17 protein-coding genes are annotated in these 17,996 nt (G+C 27.8%); 8 read left to right on the top strand and 9 right to left on the bottom strand.

What is annotated here, in order from left to right; translation table 11 throughout:
* The 3 genes from F754_RS0100525 to F754_RS0100515 are packed head-to-tail and all read left to right on the top strand — an operon-like array spanning nucleotide 1 to nucleotide 3,020.
* Nucleotides 1–1,251, top strand: coding sequence for a 3-deoxy-D-manno-octulosonic acid transferase (locus F754_RS0100525; RefSeq protein WP_023647965.1), 1,251 nt, complete (start codon nucleotides 1–3; stop codon nucleotides 1,249–1,251).
* Nucleotides 1,232–2,173, top strand: coding sequence for a tetraacyldisaccharide 4'-kinase (gene lpxK / locus F754_RS0100520; protein WP_023647964.1), 942 nt, complete (start codon nucleotides 1,232–1,234; stop codon nucleotides 2,171–2,173). The genes F754_RS0100525 and lpxK overlap by 20 nt, the downstream gene beginning before the upstream one ends.
* Nucleotides 2,160–3,020, top strand: coding sequence for a lysophospholipid acyltransferase family protein (locus F754_RS0100515; RefSeq protein WP_023647963.1), 861 nt, complete (start codon nucleotides 2,160–2,162; stop codon nucleotides 3,018–3,020). The genes lpxK and F754_RS0100515 overlap by 14 nt, the downstream gene beginning before the upstream one ends.
* A 6-nt stretch (nucleotides 3,021–3,026) precedes the next feature.
* Here F754_RS0100515 and F754_RS0100510 read toward each other — a convergent pair whose 3' ends face one another.
* Nucleotides 3,027–3,224 carry a DUF2093 domain-containing protein gene (locus F754_RS0100510; RefSeq protein ID WP_023647962.1) on the bottom strand — a complete coding sequence of 66 codons (198 nt, stop codon included), beginning with the start codon at nucleotides 3,222–3,224 and terminating at the stop codon, nucleotides 3,027–3,029.
* 21 nt (nucleotides 3,225–3,245) lie between these two features.
* On the opposite strand from F754_RS0100510, the gene purD reads away from it, so the two are divergent.
* Nucleotides 3,246–4,508 (top strand): phosphoribosylamine--glycine ligase, encoded by a 1,263-nt coding sequence (gene purD / locus F754_RS0100505; protein ID WP_023647961.1) that lies wholly within the window; start codon nucleotides 3,246–3,248, stop codon nucleotides 4,506–4,508.
* A gap of 2 nt (nucleotides 4,509–4,510) precedes the next feature.
* Complete coding sequence (rsmD, locus tag F754_RS0100500) at nucleotides 4,511–5,074, top strand: 16S rRNA (guanine(966)-N(2))-methyltransferase RsmD (protein ID WP_023647960.1); 564 nt, start codon at nucleotides 4,511–4,513, stop codon at nucleotides 5,072–5,074.
* On the opposite strand, the gene F754_RS0100495 is transcribed toward rsmD, so the two are convergent.
* From F754_RS0100495 to F754_RS0100470, 6 genes are read right to left on the bottom strand one after another with little or no spacing between them, the layout of a single operon-like run.
* Nucleotides 5,071–6,210, bottom strand: a complete 1,140-nt coding sequence (locus F754_RS0100495) for a glucose-6-phosphate isomerase (RefSeq protein WP_155242597.1) — start codon at nucleotides 6,208–6,210, stop codon at nucleotides 5,071–5,073. The two genes, rsmD and F754_RS0100495, sit on opposite strands and share 4 nt — an antisense overlap.
* Nucleotides 6,211–6,228: 18 nt before the next feature.
* Nucleotides 6,229–6,540 (bottom strand): DUF3035 domain-containing protein, encoded by a 312-nt coding sequence (locus tag F754_RS0100490; protein ID WP_023647958.1) that lies wholly within the window; start codon nucleotides 6,538–6,540, stop codon nucleotides 6,229–6,231.
* Complete coding sequence (lspA, locus tag F754_RS0100485) at nucleotides 6,527–7,027, bottom strand: signal peptidase II (RefSeq protein WP_023647957.1); 501 nt, start codon at nucleotides 7,025–7,027, stop codon at nucleotides 6,527–6,529. Before lspA ends, F754_RS0100490 begins: the two co-directional genes overlap by 14 nt.
* Nucleotides 7,027–9,741 carry an isoleucine--tRNA ligase gene (locus F754_RS0100480; protein ID WP_023647956.1) on the bottom strand — a complete coding sequence of 905 codons (2,715 nt, stop codon included), beginning with the start codon at nucleotides 9,739–9,741 and terminating at the stop codon, nucleotides 7,027–7,029. The genes lspA and F754_RS0100480 overlap by 1 nt, the downstream gene beginning before the upstream one ends.
* Nucleotides 9,741–10,661, bottom strand: coding sequence for a bifunctional riboflavin kinase/FAD synthetase (locus tag F754_RS0100475; protein WP_023647955.1), 921 nt, complete (start codon nucleotides 10,659–10,661; stop codon nucleotides 9,741–9,743). Before F754_RS0100475 ends, F754_RS0100480 begins: the two co-directional genes overlap by 1 nt.
* A complete protein-coding gene (locus F754_RS0100470) occupies nucleotides 10,655–11,473 on the bottom strand; it encodes a TIGR01459 family HAD-type hydrolase (RefSeq protein WP_023647954.1) in 819 nt (272 codons plus the stop codon). Before F754_RS0100470 ends, F754_RS0100475 begins: the two co-directional genes overlap by 7 nt.
* Nucleotides 11,474–11,595: 122 nt before the next feature.
* Between F754_RS0100470 and groES the strand changes: the two genes are divergently transcribed.
* Nucleotides 11,596–11,886 (top strand): co-chaperone GroES, encoded by a 291-nt coding sequence (groES, locus tag F754_RS0100465; RefSeq protein ID WP_023647953.1) that lies wholly within the window; start codon nucleotides 11,596–11,598, stop codon nucleotides 11,884–11,886.
* Nucleotides 11,887–11,909: 23 nt separating this feature from the next.
* On the top strand, nucleotides 11,910–13,571 hold the full coding sequence (gene groL, locus F754_RS0100460) for a chaperonin GroEL (RefSeq protein ID WP_023647952.1): 1,662 nt from the start codon (nucleotides 11,910–11,912) through the stop codon (nucleotides 13,569–13,571).
* 196 nt (nucleotides 13,572–13,767) lie between these two features.
* Here the strand turns inward: groL and F754_RS0100450 are convergent, their stop codons facing one another.
* Nucleotides 13,768–15,339: a DEAD/DEAH box helicase gene (locus tag F754_RS0100450; protein WP_023647950.1), complete on the bottom strand. Its 1,572-nt coding sequence runs from the start codon at nucleotides 15,337–15,339 to the stop codon at nucleotides 13,768–13,770.
* Between the two features lie 177 nt (nucleotides 15,340–15,516).
* Here F754_RS0100450 and typA point away from each other — a divergent pair, with 177 nt between their 5' ends.
* Complete coding sequence (typA, locus tag F754_RS0100445) at nucleotides 15,517–17,343, top strand: translational GTPase TypA (RefSeq protein WP_023647949.1); 1,827 nt, start codon at nucleotides 15,517–15,519, stop codon at nucleotides 17,341–17,343.
* On the opposite strand, the gene F754_RS0100440 is transcribed toward typA, so the two are convergent.
* On the bottom strand, nucleotides 17,340–17,987 hold the full coding sequence (locus tag F754_RS0100440; protein ID WP_023647948.1) for a membrane protein: 648 nt from the start codon (nucleotides 17,985–17,987) through the stop codon (nucleotides 17,340–17,342). The two genes, typA and F754_RS0100440, sit on opposite strands and share 4 nt — an antisense overlap.
* Between the last annotated feature and the right edge of the window lie 9 nt (nucleotides 17,988–17,996).

The following is a 17,996-nucleotide window of genomic DNA, read 5'->3' as shown; positions in this document are numbered from 1 at the left end:
ATGTTTTTTATATATCAAACCATATTAAGTCTACTTATTATATTTTCTCCAATAATATTTATTTTTAGATTATTTAAAAATAAAGAAAACAAAAGAAGTATTTTAGAAAAAATATGTTTTTCATCAAAAAATCGAGGTAGTGGAAAAATAATTTGGTTTCATGGTGCTAGTGTTGGAGAGATCTTAAGCATTGTTCCAATACTTGAAAAATATGAAAAGCACAAATCTATAAAAAAAATTCTATTAACAACCAGTACATTAAGTTCATCCAAAGTAATAAAAAAACTAAAATTTAAAAAAATAACACATCAGTTTTATCCTTTAGATCACGCTTTATTTGTAAAGAAATTTTTGAACCATTGGAAACCAAATTTAGCAATATTTATAGAGTCTGAAATTTGGCCAACAATGTTTAAAGAAATTAATAAAAAGAAAATTCCTTTAATTCTTTTAAACGCGAGAATAACCCGAAAAACATTTAAAAGATGGATCAAAGTAAAAGAATTTACGCAATCTATTTTCAATAATATTTTAATTTCTTATCCTCAAAATCAAGAAACTAAATTATACCTAAAAAAATTAGGATCAAAAAAAATAATTAAAATTGGAAATCTAAAATTTGTTGAAAATAAGTTTGAAAAACAAATTTCATATAGCAAAAGATTTAGATCAATATTTCAAAACAAAAAAGTTTGGGTTGCATCCAGTACACATAAAACTGAAGAAATATTTTGCGCAAGAGCTCATATTGAGCTTAAAAAACAGAATAAAAATTTAATAACTATAATAATCCCTAGACACGTTCACAGAACTGAAGAAATAGTAAGTGATATTCAAAATTTGGGTCTTAATATTGCTCTTCATAGTTCTAATAATAGTAATCTAAAAGATACAGACATTTATATAGTCGACACGTTTGGGGAAACTAAAAAATTTCATAAAATAGCATCATCAGTTTTTTTAGGAGGATCTATTATATCAAGAGGAGGTCAAAATCCTTTAGAAGCTGCACGATTTGGAGCAAGAATTTTGCATGGACCAAATGTTGATAATTTTAAAGATGTGTACAAATTGTTAAAATTTTTTAAGATTTCTAAACAAATCAATAGTCCAAAAAAATTAGCTTCTCTAATTTCATTTAAAAAAAATAAGCATAAAGCTCTCAAAATAAAAAAAATTGGAAGAAAAATTTTCAATAAAACTGTGATAGAGATAGATAATCTTATTAATAATGAATTTAAAAAAACCTAAATTTTGGGATTACAATAAACCAAATTTAATTTCATACTTTTTACTTCCATTTTCAATTTTATTAAATTTTATTCAATCTATTAGAAAAAGATCGAAAGCAAAAAATTTTAAAATTCAAACAATTTGTGTTGGTAATATCTATATTGGTGGGACAGGAAAGACATCTTTAAGTATAAAAATAAATGAAATTCTTAATAGACATAATATTAAATCCTGTTTTATCAAAAAATTTTACCCAGATCAGAAAGATGAGCAAAAAATTTTAAGTAATAAAGGTAAGCTTTTTTTAGACTCAAATAGAGTAGATGCTATCAATCAAGCTATAGATGAAAATTACGAAATTGCAATTTTAGATGATGGTTTGCAAGATTATTCAATAAAGTATGATAATACATTTGTTTGCTTCAACAATCTTAATTGGATTGGAAATGGATTATCTATACCAGCTGGACCATTAAGAGAAAATATTAATAATTTAAAAAATTATCAACACATTTTTTTAAACGGAAATCTAGAAAATATTGAGGTTATAAAAAAATATTTATTTTCTATTAACTCTAAAATTAATATTCATTTAGGCAAATATGTTCCTTCAAATCTAAAAGAATTTGATAAACAGAAAAGATATTTAGTTTTTTCTGGTATAGGAAATCATAAAACTTTTGTGTCTATGATTAAAAATTATGGATTAAATGTTGTTATGAATATAGAATTTCCAGATCATTATACCTATACAAATTATGATATAAAAAAAATATTAAAACAATCAAAAAAAATGGAAGCAAAAATCATAACAACAGAAAAAGATTTTTATAGACTTGAAGGTCGATTTAATGAAATTCAAGTTATAAAATCTGATTTACAAATATTAGATGAAAAAAAATTAATTAATTCTATTTTAAAAAAAAATGAAAATAATTAAATATTTTTTTCAGTTCTTATTTTTTATAATTTTTTTTTTCTTATTTAAAGTATTTGGCTTTAAAATTTCTTCTTCAATAGGTGGTAAATTATTTGAAATTATAGGCCCTATTTTTAGATCTAAAAAATTGATTGATTCAAATATAAAAAAAGCTGTACCAAATATAAATTCTAAAGATTTAAAAAAAACTACTAGATTAATGTGGAATAACTATGGAAGAATTTTTGCAGAATATATTTTTATTAAATGTTTTAGAAATGGCAAACTTAATTCGAGAATAAGTATAGAGGGTCAAGATATCCTTGAAGAAATAAAAAAACTTAATCAACAGGTTGTTTTTATTTCAGGACATTTTAGTAATTTTGAACTAATGGCAATGCATTTAGAAAAAGTTGGAATTAAATTAACTGCAATATACAGGCCTCTTAATAATATTTTTTTAAATATAATAATGGAAAATATAAGAAAAAAATATATTTGCAAAAATCAGATTAAAAAAGGTATTGGAGGAATGAAAAAAATTATTAATCTTAAAAAACAAAATTATTCAACTGCGCTTATGATTGATCAAAGAGTTTCGGAAGGTATAAGATCTAATTTTTTTAATAACCCAGCTCTAACTACAACAATACCAGCACAATTAGTCAAAAAATTTAAAATACCTGTTGTTCCGATTTATATTGAAAGAGTAAATAATTTAAACTTTAAGATAACTGTAAGTAAACCAATTCACTTTACAGACGGTGATTCTATTGAAAAAATTACAGATGACTTGAATAAGGTTCTTGAAACAATGATATTAAATAAACCAGAACAATGGATTTGGTCACATAATCGCTGGAAATAAAAATTTTTATTTTTTTTTAACAGACTCTCTTTTTTGAAAAGCCTCCTTATATGAATAATAAGGCTCTTGGAGTTCTACATTCCAATAATTTAAGTTATTTATATCAATTTGTTTTCCTGATATGGCGCAAATAACATGATCTCCAGTTTCTATAATTTGAAAATTATTAGGAAAATATTTTATTTTAGCTAATTTTTTTTGCATTTTTAGTTTATACATTTCTACATGAAAGTTGGAGTAATAGGAAGTGGTGGACGAGAAAATGCAATTTGTCATAGTCTTAAAAAATCAACTAAAATTGATAAAATCTTCTGCTTTCCTGGTAATGCAGGAACAGCAAGTATAGCTGAGAATATAGAATTTGATTTATCCGATTTTGAAAATTTTAAAAAATTTATATTAAAAAATCAAATTGATTTAATTGTGGTTGGTCCAGAGAAACCTTTGGTAGATGGGATTGTAGATTATTTAGAAAAATTCGATATTAAGGTTTTTGGTCCTAATAAAATTTCATCACAACTTGAAGGTTCAAAAATATTTACAAAAAAAATTTGTGAAAAGTTTAATATACCAACTGCAAAATTTGGTATATTTGAAAATAAAAAAGAGGCAAAAAAATTTTTACAAAATTCTAATTTTCCAATTGTAATTAAGGCTGATAATTTAGCTTCTGGTAAAGGTGTTTATATTTGCAATAATTTTGAAGAGTCAAATATTGCTATAGACGAAATATTTAATGGAAAATTTGGAAAAGCAAACAATTTATTAATAGAAGAATTTCTTGAAGGTGAAGAAATGAGTTATTTTATTATTAGTGATGGAAAAACTATTAAAAATTTTGGTACAGCCCAAGACCATAAAAGAGTTTTAGAAGGTGATAAAGGAAAAAACACAGGTGGAATGGGTGCCTATTCTCCTTCAAGATTAATATCAAATGAATTGGAGGAAAAAATTATTAATAAAATTATTGAGCCTACCCTAAAAGGACTTAACGAAATTAATACAAGTTTTAAGGGTTTTTTATATGCTGGTTTAATGATTGTTAATAACGAGCCATATTTAATAGAATATAATGTTAGAATGGGTGACCCTGAATGCCAAACAATTCTTCCTAAACTAAAGACTGATTTAATAGATATTCTGATAGCTTGTTGTGAAGAAAAATTAGATGATATAAATATTCAGTGGCTAGATAAAAAAAGTTTATGTGTAGTCCTTTGTTCAAAAGGGTATCCAGACAAGTTTTTAAAAAATATAGAAATTAGAAACTTAAACCAAATCAAAATTTCCGATACTAATTTTTTATTTCATGCTGGAACAGTGAAAAAAAATAATGAGGTGTATGCAGTTGGAGGAAGAGTTTTAAATTTTGTTTCTATTTCTGATAATTTTGCAGACTCAAAAAAAGAAATTTTAGATAATATTGAAAGATTAAATTGGTCTGGTGGTTTTTATAGAAAAGATATTGGTTATAAAGTAATAAAATAAAAATGCGTATTATTTCAGGTGATTTTAGAGGAAAAAAAATTAACCAACCAAAAGATATTAAAACACGACCTTTGAAAGATTTAACTAAAGAGTCAATATTTAATATTATTTCCCATTCAAATAAAATTAATATTGATCTCAAAAATTCAAACGTACTTGATCTATTTTCTGGAGTTGGCTCATTTGGTATAGAGTGTTTATCAAGAGGTGCAAGATATGTAACATTTGTTGAAAATTACAATGGGGTTTTAAATATATTAAAAAAAAATCTGATAAACTTAAAGGATGTAATTAATTACAAAATCATTAAAAAAGATATAAACGATAGTAATTTTTTTTCAGAGATTAATTTTAGTTATGATATTATTTTTTTAGATCCACCATACAAAGATAAAAATTTATCAACAATTTTAAAAAATATTATTGCAAATAAAAATTTAGCTGAAAATGGTATTATAGTTATACATAGACACAAAAAAGAAGATGACTTGTTACCTAATAATCTTAAAATAATTGAGATGAAAATATATGGACTATCAAAAATTACTTTTCTATCTAATAATTAAATCAATAAATTTTTCGTTTCTGTTTTTATTAATTCAACAGCTGGCTGATCATAAGGATTTAGATTAAGAGATTTTCCTAATAAAATTGTTTCTAAAATAAAAAAACAAAATAATTCTCCAAGTGTTTTCTCATCTCGATTTTTAATTTCAAAACTTCTAAATGGAATATTTTTTTTTCTAAAAACATTTTCGGTTGCTTGTTTTTGGGCTAAAGTTATTTTAGATAAATCTTTATCTTTAAGATAATTGTGGGAAGGTAAAATGAGTTTACTGTTAACTTTTTGTGATTTTTTTTCTTTAACATAAAAAAAAGTAAAAAAATTATTTTGAAATCCGTCTAAATATAATTGCATAACACTATGATTATCTTTTGGCATATTGGAAACTATTGGTAAAATTCCTGATTTTTTTTTACCTAAACTTTCTGCAACAAGTTGTTGATACCACTTAAATAAACTTTCAGACTTTTCATCGTAATTAATAATTACTGAATTAAATTTTTTTTTTTTTGAAAAGTGAAGAATTGAGCCAGCATTAGACACCAAACTATTTATAAATTTTTTATTTTTAACTAAATTATTAAATTGTTTAAACTTTGAGGGATTTAAACCCATTAATTCAGAGGGGATCATGCCTACTTCTGATAATACGGAGTATCTTCCACCAATATAATTATTATGATGAATAATTTCTGCTTTCAATTTATTTGCCAAAAGATGAAGATAACTATTTTTATTCTCGGTTATAAAAATATTTTTATCTTTTTTTTTAATTAAGATATTTGCGTTTATAATCGTTTCTATTGTGTTTCCAGACTTAGAAATAATTAAATTTGTATATTTTTTTTTGTTATCTACTTCTATATTTGTTTGTAAATTATCAACAAATAAAAAATTTTTTTTTATTTTTTTTTTTAAAAAATCATAAATCGCATTAGCACCTAGAGAAGATCCCCCCATTCCAATAATTCTAAAGTTGGTAGCTTTTTTATATTTAAGAATTTTTTTCTTTTTAAAATTATTTTGATAGCTTGTCTTAAATGATTCTATTACTTGATTTTTTTCATTTAAAATTAATCTAAGATTTTTTTTTATATGTAATGAATTAGTTATTTTTTTAAAATTAATTAACTTTATTCCAGAAGTTATCATTAACTAATTTTTAATTTTTTCTATTAAAAGTTTTTCAAAAGAGGATTTAGAATTATTAGACTTGTTAGAATTACTATTGGTGTTATTAGATTTTGTAATTAATTCTTTTACCTGGTTACTTTCATCTTTATTTTTAGTATCCTCAGAATCTGGAACAGGTAAATCATTATAATCAGGTGGCATTAATAATGGTGACTTTTTTTCTACTAAAAATTCGTCACTATTTTTTTTTCTTGAATCAATACTTTCTTTAACTGATGCACATGATGCAAGTAGAACAAAAATAATTATAAAATGTAAATTAAATCTTTTCATCTTTATTATTATTATCAACTATTTCTGTTAAAATCATAAAAATTATACCTGTTGTAATAAAAATATCAGCTACATTAAAAATAAACCAATGAAATTCTCCTACATGAAAATCTATAAAATCTGGAACAGCATTAAAAAAAATTCTGTCATGTAAATTTCCTAATGCCCCACCAACAACCATTAACAATGAATATCTCTTAAAACGATGACTTTTTACTGACATTACAATTAGAGTAATAATTATAATCAAAATTATTAAACTCAAAATATTATAAAGGTATGTCTCATTAAATGAGAGTAAACCAAACGCAATTCCTTTGTTCCAAATTAATACAATGTTTAAATAAGTAGAATTAAAGATATCTGATCCAAGATTATTTTTATCTAGTTGAACAATATATATTTTTGTAAGCCTATCTAAAAAATATATTAAAGCTACTATTGAAAAACTAATATAAAAATTTTTACTTAAAAATTTAAAAATCATTAAGAATGTCTTGGGCAAGGGTCAACATTTAACTTCCAACATATCGGACACTTTGAACCTTCGGCTTTCATAGTTTGAACTTTTGTTTCAGAGTTTTCTAAATAAGATACCTCTGCACTAGAAGTAATACATAATTCTGAAAAATCCACATCTGCTGAAATATCACTTAATTTTTTATCTAAATTAATTTTTAAGCTTGCCTCTAAACTTGATCCGATTTCTTTACTAGCTCTTTTTTCCTCAATACTAATATTGCAGACATTTCTAATTTTAATAAGCGCCAACCATTTTTGATTTAAATTTTCATTTTTGAAACTTATTGGAAGATCTAAAAATTTTGTTAAATGAATACTTTTATTATTATTCATTATCAACCTATATATCTCTTCAGTGGTAAAAGATAGAATTGGGGCAAACCATTTTAATAGCAAATTTAGAATAATATTTAGTAAAATAATTGTAGACTGTCTTTTTTTAGAGTCTTTTGAGTCACAGTATAAAGTATCTTTTCGGATATCAAAATAAAATGCTGATAAATCTACAGTACAAAAATTTAATAACTCTTTATAAAGATTATGAAAATCATAATTATCAAAATAATTTTTAAAATTTTCATTCAAAGAATAAATCTTATGTAGCATAAATTGTTCTAATTCAGGCAGCTCAGATAAATTTATTTTTTCTAAATCAATTTCTTCAAAATTATCATTTAAATTTCCAAGTAAATATCTAAAAGTATTTCTAATTTTTCTATAAGAGTCAGCATGCTGATCTAAAATCGAATGATCAATTCTTAAATCCTCAGCATAGTTGGATGAAGCTACCCAAATCCTTAAAATGTCAGCACCATATTTTTTTAAAATATCTTCAGGAGCGATTACATTTCCAAGAGATTTAGACATTTTTAATCCTTTGCCATCAACAACAAAACCGTGGGATAAGATTGACTCAAATGGAGCTTTTCCTCTTGTTCCACAAGACTCTAGCAGTGATGAATGAAACCAACCTCTGTGCTGATCTGAACCTTCAAGGTACATTGATGCTGGCCATTTAAGATCTTTTCTTTTTTCTAATACAAAAGAATGAGTGGATCCACTATCAAACCACACTTCAACAATATCACTTAACTTCTCATATTCCTCTGACTTATATTTTTCACCTAAAAATCTTTGTGGATTGTCTGAAAACCAACAATCAGAACCCTCATTTTCATAAATATTTGCAATATTTTCGTTAACTTCATCATCAACTAATATCTCTTTAGTTTTTTTATTAACAAAAATTGGAAGAGGAACTCCCCAAACTCTCTGTCTTGAAACACACCAGTCAGGTCTAGTTTCAATCATGGATTTTAATCTTTCTTTTCCTTTGCTAGGATAAAACGTTGTATCATCAAGAGCTTTTAAAGCTGTCTCTCTCAGTTTATGACTTTCCATTGATATAAACCATTGAGGTGTTGCTCTGTGAACCAATGGGGCTTTAGATCTCCATGAATGAGGATAAGAATGTGTTAGCTCCCCATTTGCCAATAATTTTTTTTGTTCTTTAAGCTTTTCAATAACAATTGGATTGGCTTTAAAAATGTGATTGCCTTCAAATAAATGAACATTCTTGGTATATTTTCCATCTCCATCCACTGTTTCAATGGCTTTAATTCCATGATTTAAACATAAGTTAAAATCATCTGGTCCATGACTTGGTGCACAATGAACAATACCCGTGCCTTGTTCTGTTGTTACAAATCTAGCTTCCAACATTGGAATATCGTATTCGTAGCCTAAATTAAGAAAAGGGTGATTACAGATTGTGTCTTTAAAATCTTTACCTTTAAATTTTTTAATTTCTTTATAACTTTTTATTGAACATTCATTTATAACAGACTCTAATAGGGCTTTTGCAATAACTATCTTTCGGTTTTTAAAATCACCTTCATCGTTTAATTGTATTAATACATAATCAAGAGCTTCGTTATAAGCTAAAGCTTTATTTGCTGGTATAGTCCACGGAGTAGTTGTCCAAATAATAATCTCACTTCCTTCAAGTTCTTTCAAGTTAGATGATTTTACAGGAAAGGAAGTATAGATAGTATCAGATCTATGATCCTGATATTCAACTTCTGCATCCGCAAGTGCAGTTTTTTCAACAGTAGACCATAATACAGGTTTGAAACCTCGGTATAAACTGCCCTCTTTCAAAAACTTTCCTAGTTCCCTAACAATTTGAGCTTCTGCATCATAACTCATAGTAGAGTAATAATTTTCCCAGTCACCTATAACACCTAATCTTTTAAATTGTCCTTTATGAACCTCAATCCATTTTTCTGCAAATGATCTACATTCTTTTCTAAACTCTACTATTGGAACTTCATTTTTATTTTTTTTATTTTTTTTATATTGTTCCTCTATTTTCCATTCGATTGGTAAACCATGACAATCCCATCCTGGAACATAAATTGAGTCTTTTCCATCCATCTGATGAAATTTTACTATAATGTCTTTTAAAATTTTATTTAGAGCAGTACCCATGTGAATATTGCCATTTGCATAGGGAGGGCCATCATGTAAAACAAACTTTTCCTTGCCTTTGCTAGATTGTCTAAGCTCTTGATATAAATTAATTTTTTTCCAATATTCTAGAATTTCAGGTTCCCTTACTGGTAAATTAGCCTTCATAGAAAAAGCTGTCTTTGGAAGATTAATTTGTGAGTTGCTCATTATGCTCTTTTTGCTATTTTTAAATCTAATATAATTTGAGATTTCAACTTATTAATGTTTTTAAATTTTTTTTCTTTTCTTATAAATTTTAAAAACTCAACTGATAAGTGCTTATTATAAAGATTTCCAGAAAAATTAAACAAATGAACCTCTAGTAAGATTTTTTTTTGATTAAATGTTGGTCTATAACCAAGATTTGCTATTCCTTTTAAAATTTTGAGATTATTTTTTCTTAAAACTCTTACAGCATACACTCCTGGTTTAGCTAGAATATAATCTTTAATATCTATGTTGCATGTTGGAAAACCAATTTTTTTTCCAACTTGTCTACCTTTTTGAACTATCCCATCGATAGACCATTTTCTATTTAATAAATTATTAGCTTTTTCTAAAAAACCTTTTTCCAAATAACTTCTAATTAAAGAAGATGAAACTATCTTTTTGTCAATTAAAAGAGGTTTTGGTTTAATAACTTGATAATTATATTTTTTCTCATTTTGAATTAAAAACCCCACATCTCCTTCTCTTTTATTTCCAAATCTAAAATTATTACTAACAAATATGAATTTTGCTTTTAATTTATTTGATAAAATATTTTTTATAAAATTAATGGATTTTGTTTTTGAAAAAATTTTATCAAACTTTTTTGTTACAATAAAATCAACATCAAGATTATTTAATAGATTTAGTTTTTGATCAATACTAGATAATCTAAAATTTTTTAAAGATTTATTAAAAAACATCTTTGGCATTGGTTCAAAATTAACTACACCAATCTTTAAGTTATATTTTTTTTTATATAATTTAGCTAATTTAAATAATTTTTGATGACCAAAATGTACTCCATCAAAATTACCAATAAGTATTATTGACTCTTTGTGACTCTTTTTAATATTAAAATTGTTATATAATTTTACCATTTTAAATCCGTCTGCACAAAGTTCACAATTGACTCATATTGTTTTGATACATTTTCTATTCCATTATTTTGTATTTCATTTTTATGTACTCCATTAGAAATTAACAAAGAATCATAATTCAAAAGATTAGCACCTTTAATATCAGTATTAAGATTGTCTCCAATTGATAAGATCTTTTTATTATCATTATCTATTGATTGATTATAAACCTCTGGATAAGGTTTGCCAAAATACACAACTTCACCTCCCATTTTTTCAAACACCATTGCAACTGATCCAGCGCACAATTCTCTTTTATTTCCTTTATCAACTATTAAATCTGGATTTGTGCAAATCATTTTTTTTTTAATATGATTTTCTAATAAATCTTTATAATGATTTAAATCCTGATCATAATCATCAAACAAACCCGTACACAATAGGTATTGGCTTTCATTAATATCTTTAGATTTATTATTTCTAAAATCATTAAATAAATCAAAATCTCTAGGTGGACCTATATGATAAAATTTTTTTGAAGAATAAAATTTTTTTAAATAATTTAGAGCCGCTTCCCCTGAGGTAAAAACTTTATCTCTAAACTCTTTTTCCATCCCCATTTTCTCTAAAAATTCTTTAACAGGCTGAATAGGTCTTGGTGCATTAGTTAATAAAATAAAATCTTTATTGATCTCTAATAATTTTTTAAGAGTAAAAATTGCATCTTCATGAAGTTTTACTCCATTATGCATTACTCCCCATAGATCAATATAAAAAAGATCATAATTTCGAGCAATAGACTTCAAGCCTTCGGAATCTAAATTTTTAGTCATAATTTAAGGTATAAACCATAAAATCCTTAATTTCCTAGCATTTTTAGTAACTTATTTTTCGTATTATCTTGAAAAAGTTAGGTCAGTATCTATATGAAGACCATATTTAATAAGGAGAATTTATGAAGTTTAAACCGTTACATGACAGAGTATTAATTGAAGTTTTAGATAGCAGTGAAAAAACTGCTGGTGGCATAATCATTCCAGACACAGCACAAGAGAAACCTCAAGAAGGAAAAGTGGTAGCAATTGGTGGTGGAGCTAAAACTGAAGATGGAAAATTAATTCCAATGGATGTTAAAGTTGGTGACAAAGTTTTATTTGGCAAATGGTCTGGAACTGAAGTCAAAATTGATGGCAAAGAATACAGCATAATGAAAGAGTCAGACATTATGGGTATTTCAGGTAAATAATTTAATTTAAAGGAGAAAGTAAAATGGCAAAAATAATTAAATTTGACGCTGAAGCAAGAGCGGCAATGATGAGAGGTGTCAATATTTTAGCTGATACCGTAAAAGTTACCTTGGGTCCAAAAGGCAGAAATGTTGTAATGGACAAATCTTACGGTGCACCAAGAATTACAAAAGATGGTGTTTCTGTTGCTAAAGAAATTGATCTTGATGATAAATTTGAAAACATGGGTGCTCAAATGGTTAAAGAGGTTGCTAGCAAAACTAATGAAGAAGCTGGTGATGGTACGACTACTGCAACTATTTTAGCTCAAGCAATAGTTAAAGAAGGAATTAAGTATGTAACTGCAGGCATGAATCCAATGGATGTAAAAAGAGGAATTGATGCTGCGGTAGAAAACGTTAAAGAAAATTTAATTTCCTCTGCAAAAAAAGTTAAAGACAGTGATGAAATTGCTCAAGTTGGAACAATTTCTTCAAATGGTGATAAAGAAATAGGGTCGATGATTGCAAAAGCTATGCAAAAAGTTGGAAATGAAGGTGTTATAACTGTTGAAGAAGCAAAAGGAATTGACACTGAACTTGATGTTGTTGAAGGTATGCAGTTTGATAGAGGTTACTTATCTCCATACTTTATTACTAATAGTGATAAAATGACAACTGAGTTAGATAACCCTTACATCTTATTACATGAAAGTAAATTAACTAACTTACAACCAATGGTTCCATTATTAGAAGCTGTTGTGCAATCAGGTAGGCCTTTGATGATCATCTCTGAAGATGTTGAGGGAGAAGCATTAGCTACTTTAGTTGTAAACAAATTAAGAGGTGGATTAAAAGTTGTTGCGGTAAAAGCTCCAGGATTTGGTGATAGAAGAAAAGCTATGCTTGAAGATATTGCTATACTAACTGGTGGCCAAGTAATTTCGCAAGATCTTGGAATTAAACTTGAAAATGTTAAACTTGAAGATCTTGGATCTTGTAAAAAGATTAAAGTTGACAAAGATAACAGCACAATCGTTAGTGGTAGTGGTAAAAAATCAGATATTGCGGCTAGATGTGACTCAATTAAAAAACAAGTTGATGAAACTACATCTGACTACGATAGAGAAAAGCTTCAAGAAAGACTTGCTAAATTAGCAGGTGGTGTTGCAGTTATCAAAGTTGGAGGTGCAACTGAAGTTGAAGTTAAAGAAAGAAAAGATAGAGTTGAAGATGCTTTAAATGCAACTAGAGCCGCTGTTGAAGAAGGTATTGTAACAGGTGGTGGATGTGCACTTTTATATGCTGCTCAAAACCTTGATAAAGTAAAAGCTAAAGGTGATGATCAAAAAGCAGGTGTAGATCTAGTTAGAAAAGCTTTAGAAGCTCCTATCAGACAAATTACCAAAAATGCTGGTGTAGATGGTTCAGTAGTAGTTGGTAAATTGTTAGAGCAAAAGAAAACTTCATATGGATATGATGCTCAAAGTGAAGAGTATTGTGATATGTTTGCAAAAGGTATCATTGACCCAGTTAAGGTTGTAAGAACTGCTCTTCAAGATGCTGCATCTATATCTGGATTATTAGTAACTACTGAAGCTATGATCGCTGATAAACCAGAAGAAAAAGATGCTGGTGGCGGAATGCCTGGTGGAATGCCTGGTGGAATGGGCGGCATGGGTGGAATGGGTGGAATGGGAATGTAATCCCACTCTTTTCTGAAAAGAAATTTAAAGGCCATCTTTTTAGATGGCCTTTTTTTTTGATAAAATGCTATAATCTTAATATGTCGAAAAGATATAGTGGAAAATCATTTAAAGACTCTAGTGTTAGTAAAAAACCAAAATTAAGTCTGAAAGAAAAGAGAAAACAAAAAAAAGAAAAGACTAAAAAATCTTAAGATTAAGCTATTTTTTTACTGTGTTTTTTAAAACTAAATTTTTTTGGTCTGTTATTTCTACTCTTAAATTTTTTTTTTCCCTTAAAACCATTTTTTCTTTTCTCTGAATTTGAAGATGTATTTTCTGATGGTTTTCTGCCAAAATATTTTGGATTGTTTGTAAAGCCAGATGGTTTTAGGTCATTTTTTTTTGAAAAACTTGATTTTCCTTTAAAACCAAAACTTTTTTTCTCTCCATCTCTTGATGGTTTATCTCTAAAACTTGATTTTCCTTTAAAACCAAAACTTTTTTTCTCTCCATCTCTTGATGGTTTGTCTGATCTGTTATTGCCATAAGATTTTTGTTTATCTCTAAAACTAGAAGGTCGATTCTGCCTACCTTTTCCAAAAGAACTTTTTTCATTTCTAGCTTTTCTTTTTTTATTATTTGGCCCCTTACCTCTTCTTTTATTTTTTGAAACTCTTCTTAAACCACTAGGGGCTGGTTTGAAATTTGGATCAATCAACTTGTTTATAGAATTCCACATCAGTCTATCATCAGGCATTAAAAAAGTTAAAGCAGACCCTTCAGATCCTGCTCTAGCCGTCCTTCCAATTCTATGAATATAATCCTCTGGAACTTGTGGTAGATCATAATTTATTACATGTTGAATTAAAGGGATGTCTAAACCTCTAGCTGCAACATCTGTTGCAATTAAAATTCTCTTTAATCCTTTTCTAAAAGAATTTATAACACGATCTCTTTTACTTTGACGAAGGTCACCATGAATTGCATCAGCTGAATGGCCCTCATCTTTTAATTTTTTAACCATTTTATCAGCACCTCTTTTAGTTTTAACAAAAACTAAAATAGAACCTTTTCTGGCTAAAAATTGATCAATTAATTCATCGTATTTATTTTCTTTAAAGACTTGAAGAGTTTCTTGTTTAATCTTTGCAATTGGAACAGATGTGGCTCCTGTGGAAATTCTTTCAGGTTTGTTTAAATATCTATCTGAAATTCTTAAAATATTTTGAGGTAAAGTTGCTGAAAATAATAAGGTTTGATGATCTTTTGGAACAAATTTTAAAATCATTTCAATTTGAGGAGTAAACCCCATATCTAACATTCTATCAGTTTCATCTAAAACCAAATACTTTGTAGCTGATAAATTTAAGCTTTTTCTTTTTAGATGGTCATTAATTCTTCCTGGAGTTCCAACTATTATTCTAGATCTATTACCTAGTTGTCTGAGCTGTTTTTGCATCGACTCTCCGCCAATAAGTAAAGCTGATTTAATATTTATTTTATCGCTTATAATGCTCTTAATTGCCTCCATTACTTGAGTGGCTAGTTCTCTTGTAGGACACATGACTAGAGCAAAAGCATTTTTATCTAAAATCAATTTATTTATTAAAGGAATACTAAAAGCTAATGTTTTTCCTGTTCCTGTTTGTGCTGTTCCCAAAATATCTTTTCCCTCTAAAGCAGCTGGTATCGCCATACCCTGAATAGGAGTAGGTTTTGTAAAATTCATTTTTTGTAATGAATTTTTTAATGAGTCTTCTATTTTGAGTAATTTAAAATTTTCCATTTAATGATTTAGAAGTTTTGATCTTGATTCTATGTTGCTTCTAATTTTATTGCGATATCTATATGTTTTTAAAACAATCACAAGAAATGAATTCTCTACTAGAGTCTATTTACCAAGTAATTGCTGTCTTTTTTTAAGTTTTCAAATCAAAGAATTAATGTATAAGAGCCACAATTTATGAGCAATAACATCAGAAACATCACCATCATTGCACACGTTGACCATGGCAAAACTACCATGATTGATAATCTAATGAAACAAAGTGGTTCATTTAGAGAAAATGAAGTTGTGGATGAAAGATTGATGGACTCTGGAGAACTAGAAAAAGAAAGAGGAATTACTATTCTAGCTAAACCTGCATCAATAAATTGGCAAAATTCTAGAGTAAATATTATAGATACACCTGGCCACAGAGATTTTGCTGCGGAAGTTGAGCGTGTATTAAGTATGGCAGATGGCGCATTACTGCTAATTGACTCTGCAGAGGGAGTAATGCCTCAAACAAAATTTGTATTAGCTAAGGCTCTCAAACAAGGGTTAAAACCAATCGTTGTAATTAATAAATTAGATAAAGCCGATCAGAGAGCTAATGAAGTATTAGATGAAACTTTCGATTTGTTTGTAAGCTTAGATGCAAATGAAGAACAATTGGATTTTCCAGTTTTATATGCAAGTGGGAGATCTGGTTGGGCAAGTAAAGAAGTTGACGGTCCCAGGGAAAATCTTCACCCACTATTAGATCTAATAATCGAACACGTTAAACCAGCAGAGTTAGATAAAACAAAGCCTTTTGCTATGCTATCAACTTTACTTTATGCGGATAGTTTTTTAGGAAGAAGTCTGGTTGGAAGAATATCTCAAGGAACTGCAAAAGCTAACCAACCTATTAAAGCAATTAACCTTAAAGGTGAAAAAGTAGATGAAGGTAAGCTTACAAAGATTTTTAGATACGAAGGGACTAAAAAAGTTCCAATTGAAATAGGTGAGGCTGGAGATATTGTAGTAATTGCAGGATTAGAAAAAGCAAATGTTGCAGACACAATTTGTGACCCAGAATTAAACGACCCAATATCAGCAACTCCCATAGACCCCCCTACAATGTCTATTACGATAAGTGTTAACAGTTCACCTCTAGCTGGGACTGAAGGAAAAAAACTAACAAGTACACAAATCAGAGATAGATTAGTTTCAGAAGCTCAAAATAATGTTGGTATTACTTTTTCTCAGAATACAAATGTAGACTCATTTGTAATAAGTGGTCGAGGTGAATTAATGCTTGAGATTTTACTTACACAAATGAGACGTGAAGGTTTTGAAATGACTGTAAGTCCTCCAAAAGTACTGTATCAAAAAGATGAAGCTGGTAATAAGCTTGAACCTATTGAAGAAATCACTGTTGATCTTGATGAAGAGTATTCTTCAAAAATAATTGATTCTATGAACAGAAGAAAAGGTAAACTTTTAGATTTAAAAGATACAGGAAAAGATAAAAAAAGATTAGTATTTCACGCACCAACAAGAGGTCTAATGGGTTATACAAGTAGATTCTTAACCCTAACAAAAGGAACCGGTGTAATTAATAGAATTTTTCATGGATATGGAAAGTTTGAGGGAGAAATGGATGGTAGAAAAAATGGTGCTCTAATTTCAATGTCGACAGGAAAAGCGGTAGCATTTGCAATATTTAACCTGCAGGCTAGAGGTGAAATGTTCGTAACTCATAACGATCCAGTATATGAGGGTATGATTGTGGGATTAACTCCAAAACCTGGTGATATGATTATAAATGTCATGAAAGGTAAGCAATTAACTAATATGAGAACACAAGGTACAGATGAAAATGTTGTGCTTACACCAGTAAGACAAATGTCAATTGCTGAACAATTAAGTATGTTAAATACTGATGAAGCTTTAGAGATTACCCCTAAGTCACTTAGACTAAGAAAAGCAATTCTTAATCCTCATGAAAGAAAAAAAAGTGAAAAGTCAGGTGCTGCAGCCTAATTAAATAATTTATTAACTAAAAATAATCCTAAAGCTACACAAGGTCCAATACCAAACGCAAAAATTAAAGTTCCTGCACCAACAGTTCCACCAAGATACCAGCCTGCTAATACTGCAAAAATTTCCAAAAAAGCTCTTACTAAAGCAATTGGGAGATTAGTAAGTTTTGTTAGTCCAGTCATTAATCCATCTCTAGGACCTGGACCAAGGTTTGCAACAAGATAAATTCCACTACCTAAACCAACTAACAAAACTGAAAAAATCGCTAAAAAATATTTAATCAATATTGACGAAGGAGCATCAAAAAAATTTAAAGTGACATCTATCATCCCGGCTATAATAATAATATTAAAAATTGTTCCTAAGCCAGGTTTTTGTCTAATAAATATCCATAAAAAAAGTACAGATACGCTTATAAAAAAGGTTGCAGTTCCAATAGATAAACTTGTAGTATTAGATATTCCTTCAGCAAGTACAGACCATGGAGAATTTCCTGTTGTTGATAAAATTAAGAGACCTTCTCCTAATCCAAAAATTGCTAAACCAAAAATTAAAAAAAAAGATGTAGATAATTTTGGCTTAAAATTAAAAGAGTTATCTGAACTCCAAGATACTATCGGTATATTTTTAATTTTTAAAAACATTTTTTAATA

Origin of the sequence: Candidatus Pelagibacter ubique HTCC8051, assembly GCF_000472605.1 — a bacterium.
GTDB lineage: Bacteria > Pseudomonadota > Alphaproteobacteria > Pelagibacterales > Pelagibacteraceae > Pelagibacter > Pelagibacter communis_B.
The sequence above is the reverse complement of the archived record's forward strand: the minus strand, read 5'-3'. Positions and strand labels throughout refer to the sequence as shown.

Coding starts and splice junctions, on each gene's coding strand:
- groES (WP_023647953.1), top strand. CDS start 11,596: ATGAAGTTTAAACCGTTACATGACAGAGTATTAATTGAAGTTTTAGAT.
- rsmD (WP_023647960.1), top strand. CDS start 4,511: ATGCGTATTATTTCAGGTGATTTTAGAGGAAAAAAAATTAACCAACCA.
- F754_RS0100480 (WP_023647956.1), bottom strand. CDS start 9,741: ATGAGCAACTCACAAATTAATCTTCCAAAGACAGCTTTTTCTATGAAG.
- F754_RS0100515 (WP_023647963.1), top strand. CDS start 2,160: ATGAAAATAATTAAATATTTTTTTCAGTTCTTATTTTTTATAATTTTT.
- F754_RS0100490 (WP_023647958.1), bottom strand. CDS start 6,540: ATGAAAAGATTTAATTTACATTTTATAATTATTTTTGTTCTACTTGCA.
- F754_RS0100440 (WP_023647948.1), bottom strand. CDS start 17,987: ATGTTTTTAAAAATTAAAAATATACCGATAGTATCTTGGAGTTCAGAT.
- typA (WP_023647949.1), top strand. CDS start 15,517: ATGAGCAATAACATCAGAAACATCACCATCATTGCACACGTTGACCAT.
- F754_RS0100510 (WP_023647962.1), bottom strand. CDS start 3,224: ATGCAAAAAAAATTAGCTAAAATAAAATATTTTCCTAATAATTTTCAA.
- lpxK (WP_023647964.1), top strand. CDS start 1,232: ATGAATTTAAAAAAACCTAAATTTTGGGATTACAATAAACCAAATTTA.
- F754_RS0100525 (WP_023647965.1), top strand. CDS start 1: ATGTTTTTTATATATCAAACCATATTAAGTCTACTTATTATATTTTCT.
- groL (WP_023647952.1), top strand. CDS start 11,910: ATGGCAAAAATAATTAAATTTGACGCTGAAGCAAGAGCGGCAATGATG.
- F754_RS0100475 (WP_023647955.1), bottom strand. CDS start 10,661: ATGGTAAAATTATATAACAATTTTAATATTAAAAAGAGTCACAAAGAG.
- lspA (WP_023647957.1), bottom strand. CDS start 7,027: ATGATTTTTAAATTTTTAAGTAAAAATTTTTATATTAGTTTTTCAATA.
- purD (WP_023647961.1), top strand. CDS start 3,246: ATGAAAGTTGGAGTAATAGGAAGTGGTGGACGAGAAAATGCAATTTGT.
- F754_RS0100470 (WP_023647954.1), bottom strand. CDS start 11,473: ATGACTAAAAATTTAGATTCCGAAGGCTTGAAGTCTATTGCTCGAAAT.
- F754_RS0100450 (WP_023647950.1), bottom strand. CDS start 15,339: ATGGAAAATTTTAAATTACTCAAAATAGAAGACTCATTAAAAAATTCA.